General features: G+C 69.7%; 15 protein-coding genes and 3 pseudogenes. 7 read left to right on the top strand and 11 right to left on the bottom strand.

What is annotated here, in order from left to right:
* Positions 1-7 precede the first annotated feature (7 nt).
* The 8 genes from fxsT to EAO75_RS00050 all read right to left on the bottom strand — a co-directional run bounded on the left by fxsT (position 8) and on the right by EAO75_RS00050 (position 12,608).
* Entirely contained in the window at positions 8-4,057 is a 4,050-nt protein-coding gene (gene fxsT, locus EAO75_RS00085) for an FxSxx-COOH system tetratricopeptide repeat protein (RefSeq protein ID WP_147992961.1), read from the bottom strand.
* Between the two features lie 16 nt (positions 4,058-4,073).
* Entirely contained in the window at positions 4,074-5,351 is a 1,278-nt protein-coding gene (locus tag EAO75_RS00080) for a TIR-like protein FxsC (RefSeq protein ID WP_147992960.1), read from the bottom strand.
* 45 nt (positions 5,352-5,396) lie between these two features.
* Positions 5,397-6,164, bottom strand: a complete 768-nt coding sequence (locus EAO75_RS00075; protein ID WP_315986978.1) for an AAC(3) family N-acetyltransferase — start codon at positions 6,162-6,164, stop codon at positions 5,397-5,399.
* A 65-nt stretch (positions 6,165-6,229) separates the two neighbouring features.
* Positions 6,230-8,368 carry an FxsB family cyclophane-forming radical SAM/SPASM peptide maturase gene (locus EAO75_RS00070; RefSeq protein WP_147992958.1) on the bottom strand — a complete coding sequence of 713 codons (2,139 nt, stop codon included), beginning with the start codon at positions 8,366-8,368 and terminating at the stop codon, positions 6,230-6,232.
* Between the two features lie 458 nt (positions 8,369-8,826).
* Entirely contained in the window at positions 8,827-9,282 is a 456-nt protein-coding gene (locus tag EAO75_RS00065) for a MaoC family dehydratase (RefSeq protein WP_147992957.1), read from the bottom strand.
* Positions 9,279-10,793, bottom strand: a complete 1,515-nt coding sequence (gene menE / locus EAO75_RS00060) for an o-succinylbenzoate--CoA ligase (RefSeq protein ID WP_147992956.1) — start codon at positions 10,791-10,793, stop codon at positions 9,279-9,281. Before menE ends, EAO75_RS00065 begins: the two co-directional genes overlap by 4 nt.
* Before the next feature lie 10 nt (positions 10,794-10,803).
* Positions 10,804-11,679, bottom strand: a complete 876-nt coding sequence (locus tag EAO75_RS00055) for an amidohydrolase family protein (protein ID WP_147993155.1) — start codon at positions 11,677-11,679, stop codon at positions 10,804-10,806.
* A gap of 11 nt (positions 11,680-11,690) precedes the next feature.
* On the bottom strand, positions 11,691-12,608 hold the full coding sequence (locus EAO75_RS00050) for an SDR family NAD(P)-dependent oxidoreductase (protein WP_147992955.1): 918 nt from the start codon (positions 12,606-12,608) through the stop codon (positions 11,691-11,693).
* A 221-nt stretch (positions 12,609-12,829) separates the two neighbouring features.
* Here EAO75_RS00050 and EAO75_RS00045 point away from each other — a divergent pair, with 221 nt between their 5' ends.
* Both EAO75_RS00045 and EAO75_RS00040 read left to right on the top strand, forming a co-directional pair.
* Positions 12,830-13,255 (top strand): MarR family winged helix-turn-helix transcriptional regulator, encoded by a 426-nt coding sequence (locus EAO75_RS00045; RefSeq protein WP_147992954.1) that lies wholly within the window; start codon positions 12,830-12,832, stop codon positions 13,253-13,255.
* A 4-nt stretch (positions 13,256-13,259) separates the two neighbouring features.
* Complete coding sequence (locus EAO75_RS00040; RefSeq protein ID WP_147992953.1) at positions 13,260-14,045, top strand: IclR family transcriptional regulator; 786 nt, start codon at positions 13,260-13,262, stop codon at positions 14,043-14,045.
* Here the strand turns inward: EAO75_RS00040 and EAO75_RS46895 are convergent.
* Positions 14,018-14,137 (bottom strand): annotated as a pseudogene (locus tag EAO75_RS46895) (sensor histidine kinase); the annotation flags it as partial. The gene EAO75_RS00040 and the pseudogene EAO75_RS46895 sit on opposite strands and share 28 nt — an antisense overlap.
* A 123-nt stretch (positions 14,138-14,260) precedes the next feature.
* Between EAO75_RS46895 and EAO75_RS00030 the strand changes: the two are divergent.
* The 3 genes and pseudogenes from EAO75_RS00030 to EAO75_RS00020 all read left to right on the top strand — a co-directional run bounded on the left by EAO75_RS00030 (position 14,261) and on the right by EAO75_RS00020 (position 17,883).
* A complete protein-coding gene (locus EAO75_RS00030) occupies positions 14,261-15,454 on the top strand; it encodes a sensor histidine kinase (protein ID WP_147992952.1) in 1,194 nt (397 codons plus the stop codon).
* Positions 15,451-16,119 (top strand): response regulator, encoded by a 669-nt coding sequence (locus EAO75_RS00025; protein WP_147992951.1) that lies wholly within the window; start codon positions 15,451-15,453, stop codon positions 16,117-16,119. The genes EAO75_RS00030 and EAO75_RS00025 overlap by 4 nt, the downstream gene beginning before the upstream one ends.
* 130 nt (positions 16,120-16,249) lie before the next feature.
* Positions 16,250-17,883 (top strand): annotated as a pseudogene (locus tag EAO75_RS00020) (MMPL family transporter).
* 20 nt (positions 17,884-17,903) lie between these two features.
* On the opposite strand, the gene EAO75_RS00015 reads toward EAO75_RS00020, so the two are convergent.
* The gene (locus EAO75_RS00015; RefSeq protein WP_147992950.1) at positions 17,904-18,191 is read right to left on the bottom strand and encodes a DUF1905 domain-containing protein; all 288 of its coding nucleotides are present in this window, start codon (positions 18,189-18,191) and stop codon (positions 17,904-17,906) included.
* Between the two features lie 134 nt (positions 18,192-18,325).
* Between EAO75_RS00015 and EAO75_RS00010 the strand changes: the two genes are divergently transcribed.
* Both EAO75_RS00010 and EAO75_RS00005 read left to right on the top strand, forming a co-directional pair.
* Positions 18,326-19,561 (top strand): Ig-like domain-containing protein, encoded by a 1,236-nt coding sequence (locus EAO75_RS00010; RefSeq protein ID WP_147992949.1) that lies wholly within the window; start codon positions 18,326-18,328, stop codon positions 19,559-19,561.
* A 187-nt stretch (positions 19,562-19,748) separates the two neighbouring features.
* Positions 19,749-21,143, top strand: coding sequence for a glycoside hydrolase family 16 protein (locus tag EAO75_RS00005; protein ID WP_147992948.1), 1,395 nt, complete (start codon positions 19,749-19,751; stop codon positions 21,141-21,143).
* A 54-nt stretch (positions 21,144-21,197) separates the two neighbouring features.
* Here EAO75_RS00005 and EAO75_RS45500 read toward each other — a convergent pair.
* Positions 21,198-21,386 (bottom strand): annotated as a pseudogene (locus EAO75_RS45500) (sporulation protein); the annotation flags it as partial.

The raw sequence follows: 21,386 nt of genomic DNA, 5'->3' as shown, positions 1-21,386 counted from the left end.
TTGCGGATCACACGGGCAACGGTTCCAGATCCCGGTGGATGCGCTTGCCCTCGCGCACGCTCGCAGTGTGCGGATGCTCCTCCCCCAGCAGCCGGGTCAGATCGGCCTGAGCCCTCTCCTTGAGCTCCTCGGCCTCCGGCAGCCGCTCCAGGCCACGTAACGTCACCGACAGATTGGCACGGGCCACGATGGTGTCCGGGTGGTCGGGCTCCAGTGCGGCCTGGAAACCTGCGACCGCCATCCGCTCCAGTTTCTCGGCCTCGTGCAACTCTCCCAGCTCGGCCTGGATGTTGGCGAGATTCACCGCACAGGCCAGCGTGTAAGGGTGGCGGTCGCCGAGCACCTCACGCAGGGTGGCGAAGTTCTGTTCCATGAGCAGGCGCGCCGGGGCCGTTTCCCTGCACCCGCGCAGGAAGATCCCGAGGTTGTTGATCGCGGCAAGGGTGGCCGGATGCCGCTTGCCGGGCGCCACCTCGTACTGGCGCACGATTTCCTGCGCCAACGCGAGCGCTTCCTCGCGCGCGCCGATGGCATACAGGTCCGTGGCGTAGTTCAGCCTGCAGTCCAGCACGTCGGGGYTGGTCTGGGCGGTGCCTCGCAACCGATAGTGGTCGCGGGTCTGCCGGGTCAGGTCCCGCCCCTCCTCGACCCGCCCGGCCTTGCGCAGCGACACCGCCAGACTCTTCGCCGTCCGAAGTGTGTCCGGATGGGACTCTCCGAACCGGCGGACGTACGACTCGTACCCGGTGTTCAGCAAGGCGATCGAGTCACGGTACTCACCGAGTTCGCGCAGGTCCCGCCCCAGATTGGTGACGCTGCTCAGGGTGGCCGGGTGCTCGGCGCCCAGATCGTTGCGGCGACGGTCGTAGATCTCCTGGTCCACGTCGCGCGCTTCTGCGTAGCGACCGAGCTGCCGAAGGCACAGAGCGCGGTTGTTCTTGGCGCTGAGGGTACGCGGGTGGTCTTCCCCCAACGTCTCCTGGAAGCCCGTGTGCGCCCGAGTGGCCATCTGCAGAGCGGCGTCGAACCGGCCGACATTGCCAAGGTCGATGGCGAGCGCGCTCTCCGTCATGAGGATGTGCGGATGACCTGCGGGGAGCAGGGTTCGCTGGAGGGTGAGTGTCTCCGAACCCAGTTGTTCCGCCTCCACGTACTGGCCCATGGTCCGCAGCACGTTGGCGATGTGGAAACGCAGATGCAGAAGCTGGACTTCCAGGTTGGCGACGTAGCGTTCCTCTGCGTCGAGCCGACCCGTCGCCCGCCTCTCATGTCCCTCGGACCCGGCGCCCGCCGCGGCCTTCTCCTTCAGTTCTGCGACGAGCCCCCGGCGCTCTGCCAGCTGGCGCTCCCACAGCTCCCGAAGTTGCAAGCCCAGGGAATGGGCCGAGTTCAGGTCTCCACGCCGCCAGAGATAACGGAGACGGTCGATGAGCAGCTGCCGAGTCTCGGGCTCGTCGCAGGTACTCGCTTCGGACGCCTCCAGGTGCGGCCAGATCGCCGCGAACTGAGCCTGGTTCAGCGGGTCGTCGATCGGTTCCTCACCCGAAGGCCGGGCGCCGGCCAGGATGCGGTGGACCACGTGCTGGGCATCCAGTTGTTCCTGTGCGGTGAGCTGGGAGCGGATCACGGCCTGCACCAGCCGGTGCACCTGGATCGACTCCGTGGCACGGTCGACCTTGGCCAGCGCGAACCGGCCGATCTCCCGGATCACCCGGCCGAGCACCATCTTTTCCTGCAGCGAGGGGTCCTTGTCCGCGAGGACGCGGATCATCTCGTCGCCGTAGAGCAGTTTGAGAGAAATCGGTTCGGCAGCGAAGAAGGCACACAGTTGCAGCAGGCGTACGGCGGCCGGCGACCCCTGTTTGAGCCGCTCGATGGAGACGTTCCACGTCGCACCGACCGGCTTCGGATAGTTGGCGGGCTGGCTCAGCGACAGGACACGTTCGGCCTGTTGCTCCAGTTCCGCCAGGTACGTGTCGACGGGGGTTCCGGTCTCCGCCAGCCAGGCACCGGCCTGGTCGAGGGCCAGAGGCAGGTCGCCGACAGCGGCGGCGACCCGGTCCGCGTCCTCGTCCGAGAGGTCCGCGGCCCGCCGCCGCAGGTGCTCGACACTCTCCTCACGCAGGAACGGGTCGATCTCCAGAGCTTCGCCGTACTGGAGCCAGGTCTGATTGCGKGACGTGACCAGGACGTGACCGCTGCCGCCGGGGAAGTGCTGGCTGACCTCCTCCGGCTCGTCGGCGTTGTCGAACACGAGGAGCCAGCGCTGCACGGCACTCGATTGGCGCAGATAGTCCCGCACCTCCTGCGCCACCTGTGCCGCCTCGTCGCCGACCCTCAGTTCGAGCCGGCCGGCGAGAGTCGCCAGCGAGGAGACGATGAGCTCGTTCTGCTCCGAGGGGATCCACCACACGAGGTCGTAGTCGGCGGCGAACCGGTGCACATACTCCAGCGCGATCTGCGTCTTGCCGACACCGCCCAGTCCGTAGAGGGCGTACAAAGTCGACGATCCGGTGGAGCCGCGATCGGCCAGCCCGTCCCTCAGTCGTTCCAACAGCGCGCTGCGGCCGGTGAAAGACGCGTTGCGCGGCGACACGTTCCAGAACTCCGGCGTGTTGCCGGGGAAGCGTGCGTCCGGCGCGACGGCATCGTCGGGCAGGTCGGTCGGCAACGACGGCTTGCCGAGAGCCCGCAGCAGCGCGGAGGCGGCGTTCTTTTCCGTGGTACGGACGAGGTCGACCGAGGACGACTCGCTGAACGCGGGCGCCAGGCGGAAGTCACCGACGCGAACCGCCACCACCTGGCGGCGTCCGGTGGGGTCGCCGCCCGTGGCAGCCTCCCACACCTGACGGGCCCGCCCGGAGCGCTGGTACGCCGCCGAGACCACGACGACGGTGCGGTCGGCCGGCCTCTCCGCGCCGTCGCCCTCACCACCGACGTATTTCGGCATCACGCGGAATCCGGCCCGGGTCAACAGAGCGGCGATCCACTCGGCCCACATCCGGTCCTCGGAGACGTAGCTGAGGTGCAGATCGGCCGGGAGGTGCGAACGCGTACGGGTGAACAGCTTGTTGACGCGGCGGCGCTCCTCGTCGTCCATCCGGGGCAGAGAGGTGACGTCACGGTCAGTGATCACGCTGCTGAGCCGTTCGAAGGCCGACAGCAGGGAGGTGGGATTGGCGCCCGCTTCGTCGCCGAAGGTGGCCAGCATCTCTTCGTATCCGTAGTAGGGGCGATACGGGACTTCGACGGCACCCCAGTAAGAGGTGAGTTCGTCATCGGTCATACCGGCGGGGAACCCGTCGAACTTCGCGCGGGCCAGCGACCGACCCGCGTCCGCCTTCTCCTTCTCCCCCTCGTCGATGCGCATGGGGACGGGCAGGATGCGGATACGGCGCCGGTGGAATCGTTCGTGGATGTCGCGGGCGACGAAGGAGGCACCGTCGATGCTCTGGTCGCTGAGGGTGAAGCAGTCCACCAAGATGTCCGGCAAGTGGGCCGTGCAGATGTCGGCGATGTCGGACAGCCCGGTGCGGCTGTCGATCAGCACGTAGTCGTAGTTCTCGCGCATGTCGTCGCGCAGGGCGTCGAAGAACGCACCGCCGCCGAGGTTGTAGAAGTTGTCCCAGTCGAAGACGCTGACCGTCGCCGAGTAGTCGCGGTTCTGCTGTCCGGCGGACACCAGGTCGAGGGTGCCGGGCCCGGGAAAGGTCCAGTTCAGGGACACGGCGTGACGCTGGATACGTGCGTAGTCGCGGTACCAGTCCGGGGGCCGGTCCTCGGTCGAGCCCTCGCCTCCGGCCGCCCACGCATAGTCCTTGAGCAAGTCGATGACACCCGTTGTGGCGCCCAGCGTCGCGGAGTCGAGAAATGGATGGAAGAAGCGGTGCAGGCCGGGCGCCTCCAGGTCCCAGTCCACGGCGAGCACCCGCTTTCCGTTGGCAGCAAGGATCCAGGCGGTGTTGGCAAGAGCCATCGTCCGACCGGTTCCGCCCTTGTACGAATAGAACGTCACGATGCGGCCCTGGTGGCCGTCTCGTTCCTCTTGGCTGCTCATCGCGGAAACTTCCTCCTCAATGTCCCGGCCGGGTCCAAGTGGGCGGCCCACCCGCTGATGACCCGGCGGCGCCCAGCTTGAAGCGCGGTGTGCTCCCGCCGGACAGCGATGCGCCGGCGCTGTGGAGGTACGAATTCGCCGCCGCTTCCACGACCTGCGGCAGCAGTGTCCTGAAGGACCGTAGGTCCGGGACGCTCAACGCGGCGGCCCTGCCGCCCCGCCGTTGACGTTCCGCGGCGCGGGGGAGAGCGGTATCCAGGTCGACAGCCAGATCCTGCTGCGCGACCTGGCCGGCGGGGTCAGCGCTGTTCCACGGCACCACGAGACCGGTGGACGGGCGATGGCCGGCGTCCAACTCGCTCAGCCGCGCACGGTGTTTGGGGTCGCTCAGCACCCAGCGGTCGAGCAGCAGCACCTCCGGGCAATCGGGCGCCTCGGACTCGTCGTCGAACTCCCGCACCACGACGCGGTAGTTCAGGCCCTCGACAATGCTTGCGGCCATCGCGGCCAGAGGTTGGGCGGACTCGGGGTGAAAGGGGTTCCAATGGAGGGGAGTTGCGCCGTAGTAGTCGGAGCTGCGGCCCTCGGGTAACCGATCCAGAGCACCCGCCGCCACGGTGATGCGCAGCGTGCGGCCTGTCGGCGACGGCACGGCGGCCTCGGGCGCGAAGGCGTCGTCCACCGCTTGCAGGCGTCTGTGGTCCCCAGGTTCCACCGTGACGTTGTCGCCCACTTCGACGATGCGATGCGCCAGTTGGAACACGGCTCGTTCGTAGTCGGCACGGAACGATCTGACCTTGATCAGCCCGTACAACCCGAAGTTCTTGTACCGCTGGCCGAGTTCGGGGTGCGCGTACTGCACAGTCCGGACCCGCTGGGGAAGTTGGTTGTCACGCACGGGTGACCAGAGCGCCGGCACCACCCCGCTGGGCATTCCGCCACGCTTCTCCCCCTGATACGACGCCTGGCGACGGCTGAATACGGTCCACTCTTTGCCGCACCAGGGACTGATGAAGTAACGGGGGGAGTACAGAGGCACGAACACTCGGCAGGCGGCCAACGATTCGGCGAGTGAGGTGGGCCAGTCCTGGCCGGTCCGCATCGAAGCGTCCATGAAGCCGGCCCGGTCCCCCGAGACGGTGGTCATGTTCGTGATGTGGCCGCAGAGGTCACGATAGAGGCGGCGGACCCATAGGTTCGGATCGGAGTCGTCCACGCCGTCCGACGGGGTGTGGGCGTAACTGAGGAAGAAGTAGGGCCCCGCGGCACCCGCCCCCATGGATTCCGTCGACACTACGCGATCCCCCGATCCCGCCTCAGCCCCGCGAAGCGCGGACACTCAGTGTAGGAACCCCGCAGCGTTTTGTGACGGGTCTGCGAGAATGCTGGGTGGACGATTTCCGGCCAGCCATTGGGTGGCGAAGTCCACGGCGTCTTTCAAGGGGAACAGTCGGGCATCGCCACGGCCGACCTGTCCGTGCCGCACGACCGGTTCACGTCTGTCGGCGCCGGGCGCTTCGAACGCCGCCCCCAACGCGCTGAAGTCCCTGTCGTCAAGATCGACGTCCTTGTACGACATCCAGTGTGGCTCGCCCGCCCGCAGGACCACGCAACGATATTCCTTCAAAGGGGCACCGTGGACCCGGTACTCGGCCAAGTGGAAGGCACTGCACACCTCATGGCCGACGCCGAGCAACAGCACCTGGGCCCCGGTGCGGTACAGGCGAGCGAGTGGCGAGCGCTCTCCGAGGTGGCATTCCTGGTCGTGACCCGCCATCAACTGGGAGGCACGGGCGCCCAGGGCGGCGAAGGAGGTCTGCGGATGCACACTGCGCACCGCGCCGTCCGCGCATCGCACGGTTTCGGCGAGCCTGCCCATGTCCTCGGAGGGCGTCTTCGCCGGGTCGAAGGCAGGCATGCCCGAAAGATACGCAAGGCGCTGACGCTCCGACATATGTCGAGTTGCTGCCCGATACGTTCGCGAGGTATCGGAGTTACCGGCAGTGAACGTGGGCACGACCACCGTTCCGGCGGAGCCCAGGACGGCACCGAGGGCGGCCAGGAGGGTGTGCGGGGCGACGCCCAGCCGCCGCAGAGAAGCATGCACAAGGAGGGTGGCCCCGGACCGGACGCCCAGGGCTTCCAGACTCGCGGCGAGTGACCTGGCGTCGGTCACAGTGTCCTCCCCATGCCTTCGACGAGCCGGCGCCCCAGCACGGTCAGCGAGGCCGACGCCGACAGTTGTGACCACTGCGCCCGTGTACGTCGGGCCGACTCGGCATGGCTCCGCAGAGCGTCCGTGGCGACACGCGCGTAGGTGTCTGCTAGCAGCTCACCAGTGCGAACATCCTTCTCGTCGTACAGCTCGCACACATCCAGCAGGACATCCAAGAGCCCCAGCCGGTATCCACGTACGAGGTCCTCCGCCATGCGCACCGGATCCGGATCGAGGTGGACACCCAGGGCGCTGAATCCCCCTCCGGGGAGAAGGAATCCGGGGTCGGCCGGAGCAGCCAGCGGCGTGACGATCCGTACCTCGGCCGCCATGGCGGAGGCGGTCGCGGGCAAGGCCTTGCGGATGCACGCCCACGCCTGCGGCAGCGCACACTCCCATCGCTCGACGTCCTCTTCCGTCAACCGCTCCGCGGGCGTGCCGCCAAAACAGTCCCGGTAGGGGTCGATGTCGTCCAGGACGATATCCAGCCCGTCGACCCGGATCCTGCGCACCGGCTCCCAGTCCGGCGCTCCGGCCGCAATCCGACTGCCCGTCACTACCGTGTGCCCGTGGGCATTTCGGGTGCGCAGGCGCCCGAGCATCGGAAGGTAGGCATACCCCTGCGACACCGGTACGGTCACTTCCTCGACGGCCTCCGCGGGCAGCGCCACAGCCGCCACGAGGGAGGCCAGGTGTTCGGCGGGCGCGGCACCGGCCAAGCAGTGAGCGGCCCAGGTGCGTGCGTAGGGATGGGACAGGAGCGGTTCGAGGAGCGCGCTGTCGCGACGTCCGAGGTCCACGGCGATCCGCCGGGACGGCCACCACAAGTTCTCTTCGTCCGGCTGGACTTCCTGCTCGATCACGCCGATCAGCCCGTGCGTGACGGACTGCCGTGCCTCCTTGAGCACGCGAGTTGCGGTGCCGTCGTCCGTTCCGTCGGCCAAGGCGTCGAAACCGTCGATCGGCCGGTTCGCGCCGGCACCGGTGCGGGCGTCCAGGGAGCGGATCAGCTCCATGAGGTCCTCGCAATAGACTGACGGATTGTCAAAATCCGAGCCGTCACCGCGGTAGCGGTGTGCGAAGAGTCCGCCTCCGCAGGAGCGCACCACCGGGCAGTCCCGGCACTGCTGACACAGATCGCTCAAACCGTGCTGACGCGCGGCGATGCCGGGATGGTCCGCAACGTCGTCCAGGGTGTGCCGGAAGACGGTCCTGCCGGTGGCGGGCGCCCCGTCGTAAGTGACTTTGAGCGAGTCTGCCTGCTCGTACGTGCCGTCAGTCTCCACCACGACCACGTCGGCCGATTCCAGTCCCATGGCTTCCGTGAGGCTGGGGCCGCCGCCGAGGGTACTGATCACTGAGTCGAACAGGCGCACCGGCATCGGCCGGCCCTGCGCGCTCCATCGATCATGGACGGCCAGGAGCCAAGCGGCGTACGGGGCGGCTGCGCCCTCCGGGCGAAGGGGCGGAGCGTCCCAAGTCGCGTGGGGCAGGAGGAAGTCGATGCGGGGGGCTCGGGTCGCAGCCAGGGAATCGTAAACGGAGAGCGGATCATTGCGTACATCGATGGTGCACAGGACGCCTGCGAAGAGGTGGCGATAGCGATCCTCGTTCAGGAGAGTGATRGCTCTCTGCACTTTGTCGTAGCTGCTGCGGCCATCGGCATAGAGTCGATAGCGGTCGTTGGCAGCCCGATCTCCGTCCAAGGAGAGTCCCACCCGGACATCGAACTCGGCGAAGAGATCGAGGTAGCGCTCGCTGAGTTGAACACCGTTGGTGTGGATGCGCAGATCCAGATCGCACACGCCATGCAGGGCGCTGCGCAGTTGTTCGCAGATACGGCGTAGGCGCCTCGGCCSCGCCAGCAAGGGTTCGCCTCCGTGCAGGATCACCTGAACGGAGGCGAGGGCGTGACTCTTGGCATGCTCGGCCAGCCGCAGCGCCGTCCATGAGACGACCTCTTCCGAGATCACCCTGGGTCGATCACTCCAGCTCTGATCGGCAGCCTCGTACACGTAGCAGTGCTTGCAGGCGAGATCGCACCTGCTGTGCACCTTGAGTACCAACTGACGTAGCGGACTGGGCGAACTGGTCACAGCGAAGTAGTTGTTGCCATCAAAGGGACGAGTTGAAGGTCACCCCTGTCTTCTTGGGCGCGTGGACCGACGACAGGGCGCGACGCACTCCTCGGACGCTCTTCGGGTCGTGCGGAGCGTCGAAACGCACCGGGGCCTTGGGGGACCCGGCGACGCCTACCGACTGCACAGACGCGCTTGCAGTGGTTCTTGCTGGAATGGTCACGGCATTCCTTGTCGAAGTCGTACGGCCCCGAAGGGCGGAGGTGAGGGACCACCCCGTCGGTGATTCGACGCAGTGGCGTGTGTCAGCACGCTACGCCAGGCAAGCCACAGCGCCTACCGGCGGGGCCGAAAGTGGGTCCTGTCGAGTGAGGATCACTTGGAACGTGGACACTCGGCATCAGACTAATGCGGGCGCGCCCGGCGCGCCCGGCGAATCAAGAATGAGCCGTTTGCGCGCCCGTGCGCCCCACAGCTCAGGCGTAGAACCGCGACAGGCTCTGGAGAACGGCCGCCGGCTTCGCTCCGCCCTCGATCTCAATCGTCCCGTCCACGGCGACCTGCACCCCACCCGGCACCTCCTCGACCTCCGCCAGCCGCCCGACCAGCCGTATGCGCGAGCCGACCTTCACGGGAGACGGAAAACGCACCTTGTTCAGCCCGTAATTGACCTTCGTCGTCACCCCCTGCACATCCAACAGCTCCGTGAACAAAGGGATGAAGAGGGACAGCGTCAGATAGCCGTGGGCGATGGGTGCGCCGAAGGGCCCCTCCGCCGCCCTCTCCGGGTCGACGTGGATCCACTGGTGGTCCCCCGTCGCGTCGGCGAACGTGTTGATGCGGTCCTGGGTGATCTCGATCCACTCGCTGGTGCCGAGGTCGCTGCCGGACAGCTTCTTCAGTTCGGCGAGGCCGTTCACGGTGATGGTCATGCGGTTCCTTCACTCTTGCCGTACCGGGTACGGACACGGGACTTGAGGAGCTTTCCGGAGGCGGTGCGCGGGAGTTCGTCCGCGAGGACCACCGACTTCGGGATCTTGTACTTGGCGAGGCGGCCGGACAGGGAGGCCAACACCTCGTCGGGGTCGACGGCGGCCCCCTCGCGGGGGACGACGACCGCGCGCGGGACCTCGCCCCACTTGTCGTCGGGGACGCCGATGACCGCGCATTCGACGATGTCGGGGTGGGCGAGGAGGAGGTCCTCGATCTCGGCGGGGTAGATGTTCTCGCCGCCGGAGATGATCATGTCCTTGATGCGGTCGACGATGAAGACGTAGCCGTCCTCGTCGACACGGGCCGCGTCCCCGCTGCGGAACCAACCCTCGGCGAAGGACGCGGCGGTCTCGTCGGGCAGGCCCCAGTAGCCGGGCATGACGTGCGGGCCGCGGACGACCACCTCGCCGGTCTCGCCCACGTCGACGGGCGCGAGATCGGGCCGTACGACGCGCACATCGCTGAAGAAGTGCGGTACGCCCGCCGAGCCGGCCTTGCTCACCGCGTGCTCGGCGTCCAGGAACAGGGTCCCCGGGGCCGCCTCCGTCATGCCGTAGCCCTGGAGGAAGGTCAGGCCCCGCTCCTGGTAGGCGGCGATCAGCGGCGTCGGGACCGGGGAGCCGCCGCAGGTCAGGATGCGCAGGGACGACAGGTCCGCCTCCGGCCAGCGGGGGTGGCGGGCCAACTGGTCGAACATGGTCGGCACGCCGAACATGAAGGTGATGCGGTGACGGGCGATCAGGTCGAAGGTGGCGTTCGGGTCGAAGGCCTCGACCAGGACGCAGGTGCCGCCCTTGAGCAGGACCGGGAGCGTCAGCATGTTCAGGCCCGCCGTGTGGAACAACGGGGCCGAGACCAGGGCGCGTTCGTCGGCGATCAGGTCGGTGTCGACGAGGACGTTGAGGGCGTTCCAGGTGAGGTTGCCGTGGGTGAGCATCGCGCCCTTGGGGCGGCCGGTCGTGCCCGAGGTGTACATGATGATGCAGGTGTCGTCGGGGGTGACGGGAGCGTCGATCGGTTCGTCGGACGCGGACGCCAGGGCCGCCTCGTATTCGGGGCCCACTTCGACGTAGGTACGGATGTCGGTGCTGCCCGGGAGTCCCGCGACCAGACCGGCGTGTGACGGGCCGTAGACCAGGGCCTTGGCTCCGGAGTCGGCCAGTTGGTAGGCGATCTCGGGGCCGGCCAGGCGGGTGTTGAGGGGGACGAAGACCGCGCCGAGTGTGCCTGCCGCGAAGAGGGCTTCCAGGTAGGACGGGTGGTTCGGGCCCAGGTACGCGATACGGTCGCCGCGGCGGACGCCACGGTCGCGCAGGGCGTGGGCGAGGCGGGTCGTGCGGTGGTGCAGGGTGGCGTAGTCCGTGGATGTCCCGCCCTGGATCAGGGCGGTGCGGTGGGGGGTCTTGCGGGCCCGGCGTGCGGGCCACGACCCCAGTCCCTCGTTGCGCATGTCACGCCCCTTACGGTTTCGTCAGTCCGAGCAGCCGGGCGGCGTTCTCCTTGAGGATCCTCGGCCTGACCTCGTCCTTGATCGACAGCTTCGCGAAGTCGGCGAGCCAGCGGTCGGGGGTGAGGACGGGGAAGTCGGAGCCGAAGAGCACCTTGTCCTTGAGCAGGGTGTTCGCGTACTGCACCAACTGCGGCGGGAAGTACTTCGGCGACCAGCCGGAGAGGTCGATGTGGACGCCCGGCTTGTGGGTCGCGACCGCGAGGGCCTCGTCCTGCCAGGGGAAGGACGGGTGCGCCAGGATGATCTTCAGGTGCGGGAAGTCGGCCGCCACGTCGTCCACGTGGAGAGGGTTGGAGTATTTGAGGCGGATGCCGCCGCCTCCCGGGACTCCCGCGCCGATGCCCGTCTGGCCCGTGTGGAACAGGGCGATGGTGCCCGTCTCCTCGATCACCTCGTAGAGGGCGTACGCCACCGAGCGGTCGTTGGGGAAGAAGCCCTGGATGCTGGGGTGGAACTTGAAGCCCCGCACGCCGTACTCCTCGACCAGGCGGCGCGCCTGCTTCACGCCCGCCTTGCCACGGAAGGGGTCGATGGAGGCGAAGGGGATGAGGACGTCGGCGTTGGCGGCGGCCGCCTCGGCGACCTCCTCGTTCGGGACGGGTGGCGTGCCCGTCGCGGACTCGGCGTCGACCGTGAAGATCACGGCGGCCATCTTCCGCTCGCGGTAGTAGGCGGCGGTCTCCTCCAGGGTCGGCTTCCGCTTGCCCTCCACCTTGAAGTAGGCGGAGGAGGCGTCATGGAGGTCGTCGTCCAGGGAGGAGTGGCCCTTGGAGGAGACCTCCGCGTGGGTGTGGACGTCGATCGCGACCAGCTCGTCGGGATGCATGGAGGGGGCCATCACGCCTCCGGGAACTTGGGCGCCGCAATGCCGACCGACTGGAGTTCGGCGCCGACCGAGGTGGGCCAGACGTCGGCCAGGGTGTCGGGGGTCCAGCCGCCGTCCGCGAACGCCGCCGCGATCTCCTGCGGATGCGACCAGAGTGCCACCTTGTCACCGCCGATGCCGATGGCCTGGCCGGTGATGCCGCGGGCGGCCTGGGAGGCGAGGAAGGGGACGAGGGCGGCGCAGTCCTCGGGGGTGCCGAAGCCCTCGCCCTTGCGCAGGAAGTCCGGCAGCGGCTCGCCGTTCTTCATCGCCTCGACGTACGGGGCGAAGGCGGGGATGGTCTCGGTCATCGCGGTCGCGGCGACCGGCACGATCGCGTTGACGGTGATGTTCGCTCGGCCCAGCTCCATCGACCATGTGCGGGCGAAGGCGGCGATACCGGCCTTGGCGGCGGCGTAGTTCGTCTGCCCGAAGTTGCCGCGCTGTCCGGCCGGGGAGCCGACCAGGATCAGGGTGCCGCCCTCGCCCTGCTCGCGCATGCGGACGGCGGCGGCGCGGGCGCAGGTGAAGGTGCCCTTGAGGTGGGTGGTGAGCACCGCGTCGAAGTCGTCGTCGGTCATCTTCCACAGGACCTTGTCGCGCAGGATGCCCGCGTTGGTGACGAGGATGTCCAGTCGGCCGAACTCTTCGACGGCCCTGCCTACCAGGCGGTCCGCGGCCTCGCTCGTCCCGACCGGGACGACCTCGGCCACGGCGGTGCCGCCCGCCTCGCTGATGGACTTCACGGCCGCCTCGGCCACGGCCTCGTCGACGTCGTTGACGACCACGCAGGCGCCGCGGGCGGCGAGGGCATGGGCGTAGYCGAGGCCGAGGCCCCGGCCGCTGCCGGTGACGACGGCGGCCTTGCCGGTGAGATCGATGCTGGGCACGGGCGGGTCCCTTCGGGTGGGGTGCGACTTCGATGTCGAAGGCGATGCGAGATCGAAGGTAAGAACAATAGTTGTTGACGTCAATAGTTGTTGCTGACCCGTCCTTGCGTCATGCTGGGGCGGTACGTCCGCACGCCCCACCCGGGGCCTCGACCAGGGAGCCCGCCATCGCCAGCCGGCAGACCACGAACCCCGCACCGATCGACGCCGACGAGCCGTGGATGCGCGGACTGCACGCGGACACGGGCTATCTGCTGTACCGCCTCGGCCTGCGCTCCGGTCAGTTGTTCAACTCCTTCCTCCAGGAGTCGGGCCTGCGCCTGCGCCACTACGCGCTGCTGCGGTTCCTCGCCACCACCCCGGGCGCGCTCCAGCGCGAGCTGAGCGCGTCCCTCGGCTACGACCCGAGCGCGATCGTCGGCCTGGTCGACGACCTGGAGAAGCTGGGCTTCGCCGAGCGGCGTCCCTCCCCCGACGACCGGCGCAGCCGGATCATCGTGCTGACCGACGGCGGCCGGGCGTTCCTGCGGGACACCGACGAGGCCGGGCAGCGCGTCACCAACGAGCTGGTCGGGCCGCTCGACGCCGGCGAGCGCGAGCAGCTGCACGCGCTGCTGCAGAGAGTCGCCGAGTCCGGGCTGGGGTGACGGGATGCCGATATCGGCCAGGCAGTCGCGCTCCGCGCCGGACCGGCTGTTGTCCGTGCTCGGGGCCTTCGACCTGGAGCACCCGGCACTGTGTCTGACGGACATCAGCCGCCGCGCCGGGCTGAGCCTGAGCACCGCGCACCGGCTCGTGGCCGCGCTCACCGAGTGGGGCGCGCTGGAGCGGGACGACTCCGGGCTCTACCACGTGGGGCTACGGCTGTGGGAGCTCGCGGCCCTGGCGCCGCGCGGGCTGGCACTGCGGCAGATCGCGCTGCCGTATCTGGAGGACCTGTACGAGGCGACGCACGAGAACGTGCAGTTGGCGGTCCAGGACGGGCCCGAGGTCGTCTACATCGAGTGGCTGTCGGGGCGCTCGGCGGTCGGGGTCCACATCCGCGTCGGGGCGCGCTGGCCGCTGCACGCCACGGGGGTCGGGCTCGCGCTGCTCGCGCACAGCGACGCGGACTCCCAGGAGGCGTACTGCGGCGGGCCGCTCACCTCCTTCACGCCGTACACCGTCACCGATCCGGCCCGGCTGCGCCGCATGCTGGCCGACGTGCGGCGCACGGGGGTGGCCGTGAGCAGCCGCCAGGTCACCGATGACGCGCTGTCCGTCGCCGCCCCGGTACGCGGTCCGGGCGGGGCGGTCGTCGCCGCCGTGTCGGTCGTCGTACCCCAGGCGGACGCCGAGGTGCCGGTGCTGGTGCCCGCGGTGCGGCTGGCGGCGCGGGCACCAGCACCGGCACCTCGGCGTCCGCCTGGGGCCCGGTCCTCCAGTTCGGCGGTGTAGGCCCGCTGCACCCGGGCGAGCACGCCGAAGCCGTACGCACACACCACGCTGAGCAGATGGAAGGCGTACTCGAAGGGCTGGGGTGGCTCCCGGAGAAGGGGACGTAGGCAGCGGGGTGGTCCGGTGGACGTCTCTTGGATATCCCTCTCGCCGGTGAGGACGGGGCCCGAGTGCTCTCGCGATACTGAAAGAGCCCTTGCCCCGAGGAGCCGCCCGTGTCCGCTCGTTCCTGGATCGCCCCCGTGGTCGACCGCCTGCGCACGGCCAACCCCTACGCCGTCGACTCGGCGCTCGCCACGCTGGTGCTGTTCGCCGTCTCACTCCAGTGGATCTTCCCCGACGACAGCGCCGACCGGCTGACCTGGCAGGGCTGGCTGATCGGCGCCGCGACCGCGGTGCCCCTGGTGTGGCGGCGCAGGGCGCCGTTCGCGACCGCGTGGGCCGTGTCCGTCGCCACCCCCGCGCAGGCCGTCTACCACGCGCCGCCGCCGGACGTGATGTACGGCGGCATGGTCGTCCTGTACACGATGGCCACCCTGGGCAAGCCCTGGCAGCGGCGGGTGATGCTGGTCGGCTGGCTGGTCGGGGTCTCGCTGACGATGCTGCACAAGGAGGACCCCCAGCCCTTCGAGTACGCCTTCCATCTGCTCAGCGTGGTGTGTGCGTACGGCTTCGGCGTGCTCGCCCGGGTGCAGCGGGCCTACACCGCCGAACTGGAGGACCGGGCCCGGCGCCTGGAGCGGGAGCGGGCCGCCGACACCGCGCGGGCCATCGCCCAGGAGCGCTCCCGGATCGCCCGGGACATGCACGACATCCTCGCCCACGCGGTGAGCCTGATGGTGGTGCAGGCCGAGGCCGGACCGGTGGTGGTGCGCAGTGATCCGGCGCGCGCGGAGGCCGCGTTCGACGCGATCGCGGCGGCCGGGCGGGACGCGATGGCCCAGCTGCGCCGCATCCTCGGCGTGCTCAAGGAGCCGCAGGGCAAGGACGGTTCCTGGCGGTTGCCGCAGCCGGGCGTCGCCGAGCTGCCCGGTCTGGTCCGCCAGGTCGGCGAGTCCACCGGTCTGCGCGTACAGCTGCGCACCTCCGGCACGCCCCGCCCGCTGCCCCCGGACACCGAGGTCGCCGCCTTCCGGGTCGTCCAGGAGGCTCTGACCAACACCGTCAAGCACGCCCACGCCACCTCCGCTACCGTCGAACTCGACTGGACGGAGGACGAGTTGACGCTGACGATCACGGACGACGGACGGGGACCGGGGTCCGGTCAGGGCGGGCACGGTCTGATCGGCATCCGGGAGCGGGCCGCCGCCTGCGGGGGCAGCGCGCGGGTCGGGCGCGGGCCGCAGGGCGGCTTCCGGGTCGTCGTACGGCTGCCGGCGGCCGTCGATCGTCAGGCGGCTCTGGGATGAGCATCCGGGTGGTCGTCGCCGACGACCAGGAACTGGTGCGGGCCGGGTTCAGCATGATCCTGGAGGCGCAGCCGGACATCGAGGTGGTCGCCGAGGCCGGGGACGGCGCCGAGGCGGTCGCGGCGGTGCAGCGGCACACGCCCGACGTGCTGCTCCTCGACATCCGCATGCCGGTCATGGACGGCCTGGACGCGGCCCGGCGGGTGTGCGGGCAGTCGAGCTGCAAGGTGGTCATGCTGACCACGTTCGACCTGGACGAGTACGTGTACGAGGCGCTGTGCGCGGGCGCGAGCGGCTTCCTGCTGAAGGACGTGCGGCGCGACGACCTCGTGCATGCCGTGCGGGTCGTCGCGGCCGGTGACTCGCTGCTCGCGCCGACGGTGACCCGGCGACTGGTCGCGGACATCGTGCGCCGGCGCCGCGAGGAGGCCGCGGCCGAGGTCACCCCGCAGCGCCTGGACGTCCTGACGGCGCGCGAGGTGGAGACCCTGCGGCTGCTGGCGCGCGGGCTGTCCAACGCGGAGATCGCCACCACCCTGTTCGTCAGCGAGCACACGGTGAAGACCCATGTCAGCAACGTGCTGGGCAAGCTCGCTCTCAGGGACCGGGTGCAGGCGGTGATCTGCGCCTACGAGACGGGGCTCGTCGCTCCGGGATCCCCCTAGCGAGGGAGTTCCCGGCGCCTCTCCCCCGTGCGACGGAGGCCCGCAAACCGCTCCCTCCGGCGATCCGGTGACCACCCCCGCGGCGCGAGTCTGAGGGCGATCGCAACCGACCGTCCTGCCGGGAGGGACCGTGCTCTCCACACTCGCCCGGGCGGCGACCCGCCGCCCGCTCACCGTCATCGCTCTGTGGATTCTCTTCCTGCTGCTCGGCTTCGGGCTCGGGACGGGCGTCTTCAGCCGCCTCTCGGACAACGTGGCCGACATCCCGGGCACCGAGTCCGAGGCCGCCGCGCGGTATTTGGACCGCGCCGATCCCGCCGGGGAGTCGATCACCGGCGTCGTCGAGGGCACCGCCGTCTCCGACCCCGCGCTGCGGGCCCAGGTCGAGCGGGCCGTCGCCGATGTGCGGGCCGTCGACGGGGTGGCTGCCGTACCGGACCCGTACGCCACCCGTGGCCTGACCGCCGAGGACGGGCGGGCCCTGATCATCCCCGTCACCCTCGAAGGCGGCCTCGACGACGCCGCCGAGGAGGACGCGGTGGACGCGGCTGCCGAGCGGATCCGGCAGACCGAGGCGCCCGAAGTCCACGTCAGCGGCGGCCCGTTGCTCGGCACGCAGATCGCCGAGCGGGCCCAGGAGGACGTTCGGAACGCGGAGTTGATCTCGCTGCCGGTCGTCCTCGCCCTGCTGTTGGTGGTGTTCGGCGGGCTGCGTGCGGCGGCGCTGCCCCTGGTGATCGCGGTGAGCGGGATCGCGGGGGCGTTCCTCGCGCTGTTCCTGTTCAGCGAGGTCACCGACATCTCGGTGTACGCGATCCAGGTGACCACCATGCTGGGGCTCGGACTCGCCGTGGACTACGCCCTGTTGATGGTGGTCCGCTTCCGTGAGGAACGCCGGAACACCGAGGACGTGACGGAAGCCGTGCACCGTACGGTCGCGGCGGCCGGCCGCACCGTGCTGTTCTCCGGGGTCACGGTGGCCGTCAGTCTGACCGGACTGCTGGTGTTCCCGAGTGTCTTCCTGCGCAGCATGGGCCTGGCCGTCGCCGCCGTGGTGGTCGTCGACATGCTGGCCGCGCTCACGCTGCTGCCCGCCCTGCTCGCCAGGTTCGGCGGGAGGATCCCACCGGCGAAGGTCCGGCCGGACGGCGAGGAGGGCCGTGTCTTCGCGCGCCTGGCCCGTTTCTCGGCCCGTCGCCGGGTCGCCGTCGTGGCCACCGTCGTCCCGGTCCTGCTGGTGCTGGCGCTGCCCGTCACCGGCATGACGATCAACCTAGGCGACGCCAAGCAGCTGCCCGCGAGCACCGAGGCACGGCAGTTGTACGACACCGTCGACGCGCACTTCCCGCCCGGCACCGGCGTCTCCCCGATCACCGTCGTGATGAAGCCGGGCACGGACACCGCGACCGCCGAGCGCATCCGGGCCCTGTCGCCGACGGCCGAGTCCCACGAGCTGCCCGGCGGCGCCACCGTCGTCCGCGTCCAACCGCCGGGCAGCGTCGACGGCGCGGAGGCCACCGCCCTGGTCGAGCGGATACGGGACGTGCGCGGCGACGAGCCGGTCGAGGTCACCGGAGCCTGGGGCTGACCCTGGCGGTGCTGATCGACGCGACGGTCGTCAGGATGCTGCTGGTCCCGGCGACGATGGCGCTGCTCGGCCGGCGTGCCTGGTGGGCGCCGAAGCCGCTGCGCCGGGCACACGACCGGTTCGGGCTGCACGAGCAGGCCCCCGCGCCCGCGCCCTCGGTGACGACGAAGGCCTGACGCCTGCGAGTTGCGTCGCTCTAGAGGCGGACGGTCATCCTCACGGTCACCTCGTCACCGGACCCGAGACCCTGCGGCCGCCGCACCGCGTTCTTGAGCGGCAGCAGATAGCCGCCGTCCTTGGGGAAGAGCGAGGTCTCGAAGGCGACCTCGCCGACCGTCGCCTCGACCGGGATCACGCCCCAGCCGTAGGTGGCCATCGCGGCCACCTCCCGGATGTCGGCGGACTCCTGGTCCGGGACCCGGACGAAGTAGTACGGCGCCGGTCCGCGCCATTCGATCACCGAGCCGGTGAAGGCAAGTTCCATACGGTCCGGGCTCCCTCTGTCCGCCGAGTCGTCCTCACAAAAATCTCAGACTGCCCTGCCCGGTTTCAAAGGATCGCCCCAGGAAGAAAACGCACGATGCACGCGTACCGCAACAGAACTCAGGAAGGCGTGCCGTGGGCGTCCCGCACCTGTCGAACCCGTCCGAGCCGCAGCCGGGACGGTGGTCCCGGCGGGACGTGCTCGCGGTCCTCGGGGTGGTGCCGGCCGCGGTACTGACCGGGTGCGGTGGGTCGGCGGACGCGGCGTCCCCGGACAACTCCGCGGACGCGAAACCGGCCTCGCCCGCGCCGGTGCCGTCGATCGCGGTCACCCCCGCCGACGGCACCGAGAAGGCCGGCTTCACCAGTCCCGTGGAGGTCACCGTGACCGACGGCACGCTCACCTCCGTCAAGGTCACCGGGAGCGACGGCTCCGCACTCGACGGGGCCTTCAACGAGGCCCGTACGAAGTGGACTTCGGCGAAGAACCCGTACTCCGGCACCAAGTACACCGTCACGGCCCAGGCGAAGGGCACGGACGCGCGGACGACGACCTTCACCACCGACTCCCCCGCCGGCACCTTCGTCGGCTACTTCACCCCCGAGGCCGACTCCACCTCGGGCGTCGGCATGCCCGTGTCGATCAACTTCACGCAAGCCGTCGCCGACAAGGCCGCCGTCGAGAAGGCGATCACGGTGACCGCCGAGCCCGCGGTCGAGGTCGTCGGGCACTGGTTCGGCGACACCCGACTGGACTTCCGGCCGCAGTCGTACTGGGCGGCGGGGACCACGGTCACGCTCAGCCTGCGGCTCAGGGACGTCGAGGGTTCGGAGGGGGTCTACGGCGTGCAGTCCAAGGACGTCACCTTCCACATCGGCCGCGGGCAGATCAGCACGGTCGACCTCGCGGCCAAGGAGATGACGGTCGTCCGGGACGGCGCGACCATCGCCACCTACCCGGTCAGCGGTGGCGACGCCGAGCACACCACGTGGTCCGGGATCATGGTGATCAGCGAGCGGTTCGAGCAGACGCGGATGGAGTCCTCCACGGTCGGTCTCGGCGACGAGTACGACATCTCCGACGTCCCGCACGCCCAGCGGCTGACCACGTCCGGCACCTTCGTCCACGGCAACTACTGGGCGTCCACCTCGGTGTTCGGCAACGAGAACACCAGCCATGGCTGTGTCGGCCTGCACGACGCGAAGGGCGCGAGCGACGCCTCGGCCGACGGCTACAGGTTCTACGAGAGCTCCATGCTCGGGGACGTGGTCGTCGTCGAGAACTCGGGCGAGCGGACCGTCGCTCCGGCCAACGGGCTGAACGGCTGGAACCTGACCTGGGCGCAGTGGAAGGCGGGCAGCGCGCTCTAGGACCTGTTTGCCTTCACAGAGTGAACTTCCCTGTGATGCATGGGATTTCTCTGCTTCACCTCTTGACGGCCGGAGTGCGGGGGAGCACATTGGCGGCACTTTGAGAGCGCTCTCAGAACCGTCTCCAAGCGCCCTCGACAGCACTCGCACCCACTCCCCACTCCGTACACCGAGAGGCAGCACCCCCATGAGTGACCCCTCCGGCATACACGTCAGACGCCGTTCCCCAAGGCGCGCGCTCCTCGCCGTGCTCGGCACGCTCGGACTGGTGGCGGCCGCCGCCACCGTCGCCGTCCCGTCCGCCAACGCCTCCGCGCCCACGCCCCCGTCGGGCTGGACGCAGGTCTTCCTGGACGACTTCGACGGCGCCGCGGGCTCCGGCGTGAACACCTCCAACTGGCAGTACGCGACCGGCAAGGGCTATCCCGGCGGCCCCTCGAACTGGGGCACCGGCGAGATCGAGACGATGACGAACAGCACGGACAACGTCTCGCTCGACGGCAGCGGCAACCTCCGCATCACCCCGCGCCGGGACGGCTCCGGCAACTGGACCTCCGGTCGCGTCGAGACCAACCGCACCGACTTCCAGCCCCCGGCGGGCGGCAAGCTACGGGTCCAGTCCCGCATCCAGATGCCGAACGTCACCGGCGCGGCCGCACGCGGCTACTGGCCGGCGTTCTGGATGCTGGGCGCGCCCTACCGCGGCAACTTCTGGAACTGGCCGAGCGTCGGCGAGCTGGACATCATGGAGAACGTCCAGGGCCTCAACACCGTGTGGTCGACGATGCACTGCGGCACGAGCCCCGGCGGCCCGTGCAACGAGACGACGGGCATCGGCGGTTCCCGCGCCTGCCCCGGCAGCACCTGCCAGGCGGGCTTCCACACCTACGCGGTGGAATGGGACCGCTCGACGAGCCCGGAGCAGATCCGCTTCTACGTCGACGACGTCAACTACCACACCGTGCGGGCCGATCAGGTCGACGCGACGACCTGGAACAACGCCACCAACCACGGCTTCTACATCATCCTGAACGTGGCGATGGGCGGCGGTTTCGTCGACGCGTTCGGCGGCGGCCCGGACGGCGCGACCGTGCCCGGCCACTCCATGGTCGTCGACTACGTCCAGGTGCTGTCCAGCGGGGGCGGGACGACTCCCCCGCCGACGGGCAACCGTGACGCCTACAGCGCCATCCAGGCCGAGTCCTACGACAGCCAGGGCGGCGTGAGCACCGAGTCCACCTCCGACTCGGGCGGAGGCCAGAACCTCGGGGCCCTCGCGGGCGGCGACTGGGCTCTGTACCGGGGCGTCAACTTCGGTTCCTCGGCGGCCACTCAGTTCGTCGCCCGGGTGGCGAGCGGTGCGGCGGGCGGCGTCAGCGGACTGGTGGAGGTGCGCCTGGACAGCCGGGCCAATGCGCCCGTCGGCAGTTTCGCGGTGGGCAACACGGGTGGCTGGCAGTCGTGGCGGACGGTCCCGGCGAACATCAGCGGGGTGAGCGGCACGCACGACGTCTATCTCACCTTCACCAGCGGCCAGCCGGCGGACTTCGTGAACGTGAACTGGTTCAACTTCGGCCACTGACGGCCGTGTCGGCCGGTGCCCCGACAGGGAGGTCCTCGCGGGGCACCGGTGGGCTCAGCGCCTGCGCCGCAGCGCCCGGACGATCTTCGGCAGGGCCGTGCCGAGGAGGAGGGCGGTCAGGGGAAGGACGACGTCGCCCCAGGGGTCCCGGATAGGTTTGTACGTGGCGACGCCACCGCGCATCTCGATGTAGCCGACCGGCCTGGCCTCGGCCCCTCCCCCGCCGCCTCCACCGTCCCCGGT

Origin of the sequence: Streptomyces sp. UW30, assembly GCF_008042075.1 — a bacterium.
In the GTDB taxonomy this organism is placed as follows: Bacteria; Actinomycetota; Actinomycetes; order Streptomycetales; family Streptomycetaceae; genus Streptomyces.
This window is presented reverse-complemented; position numbering and strand designations above follow the sequence as displayed.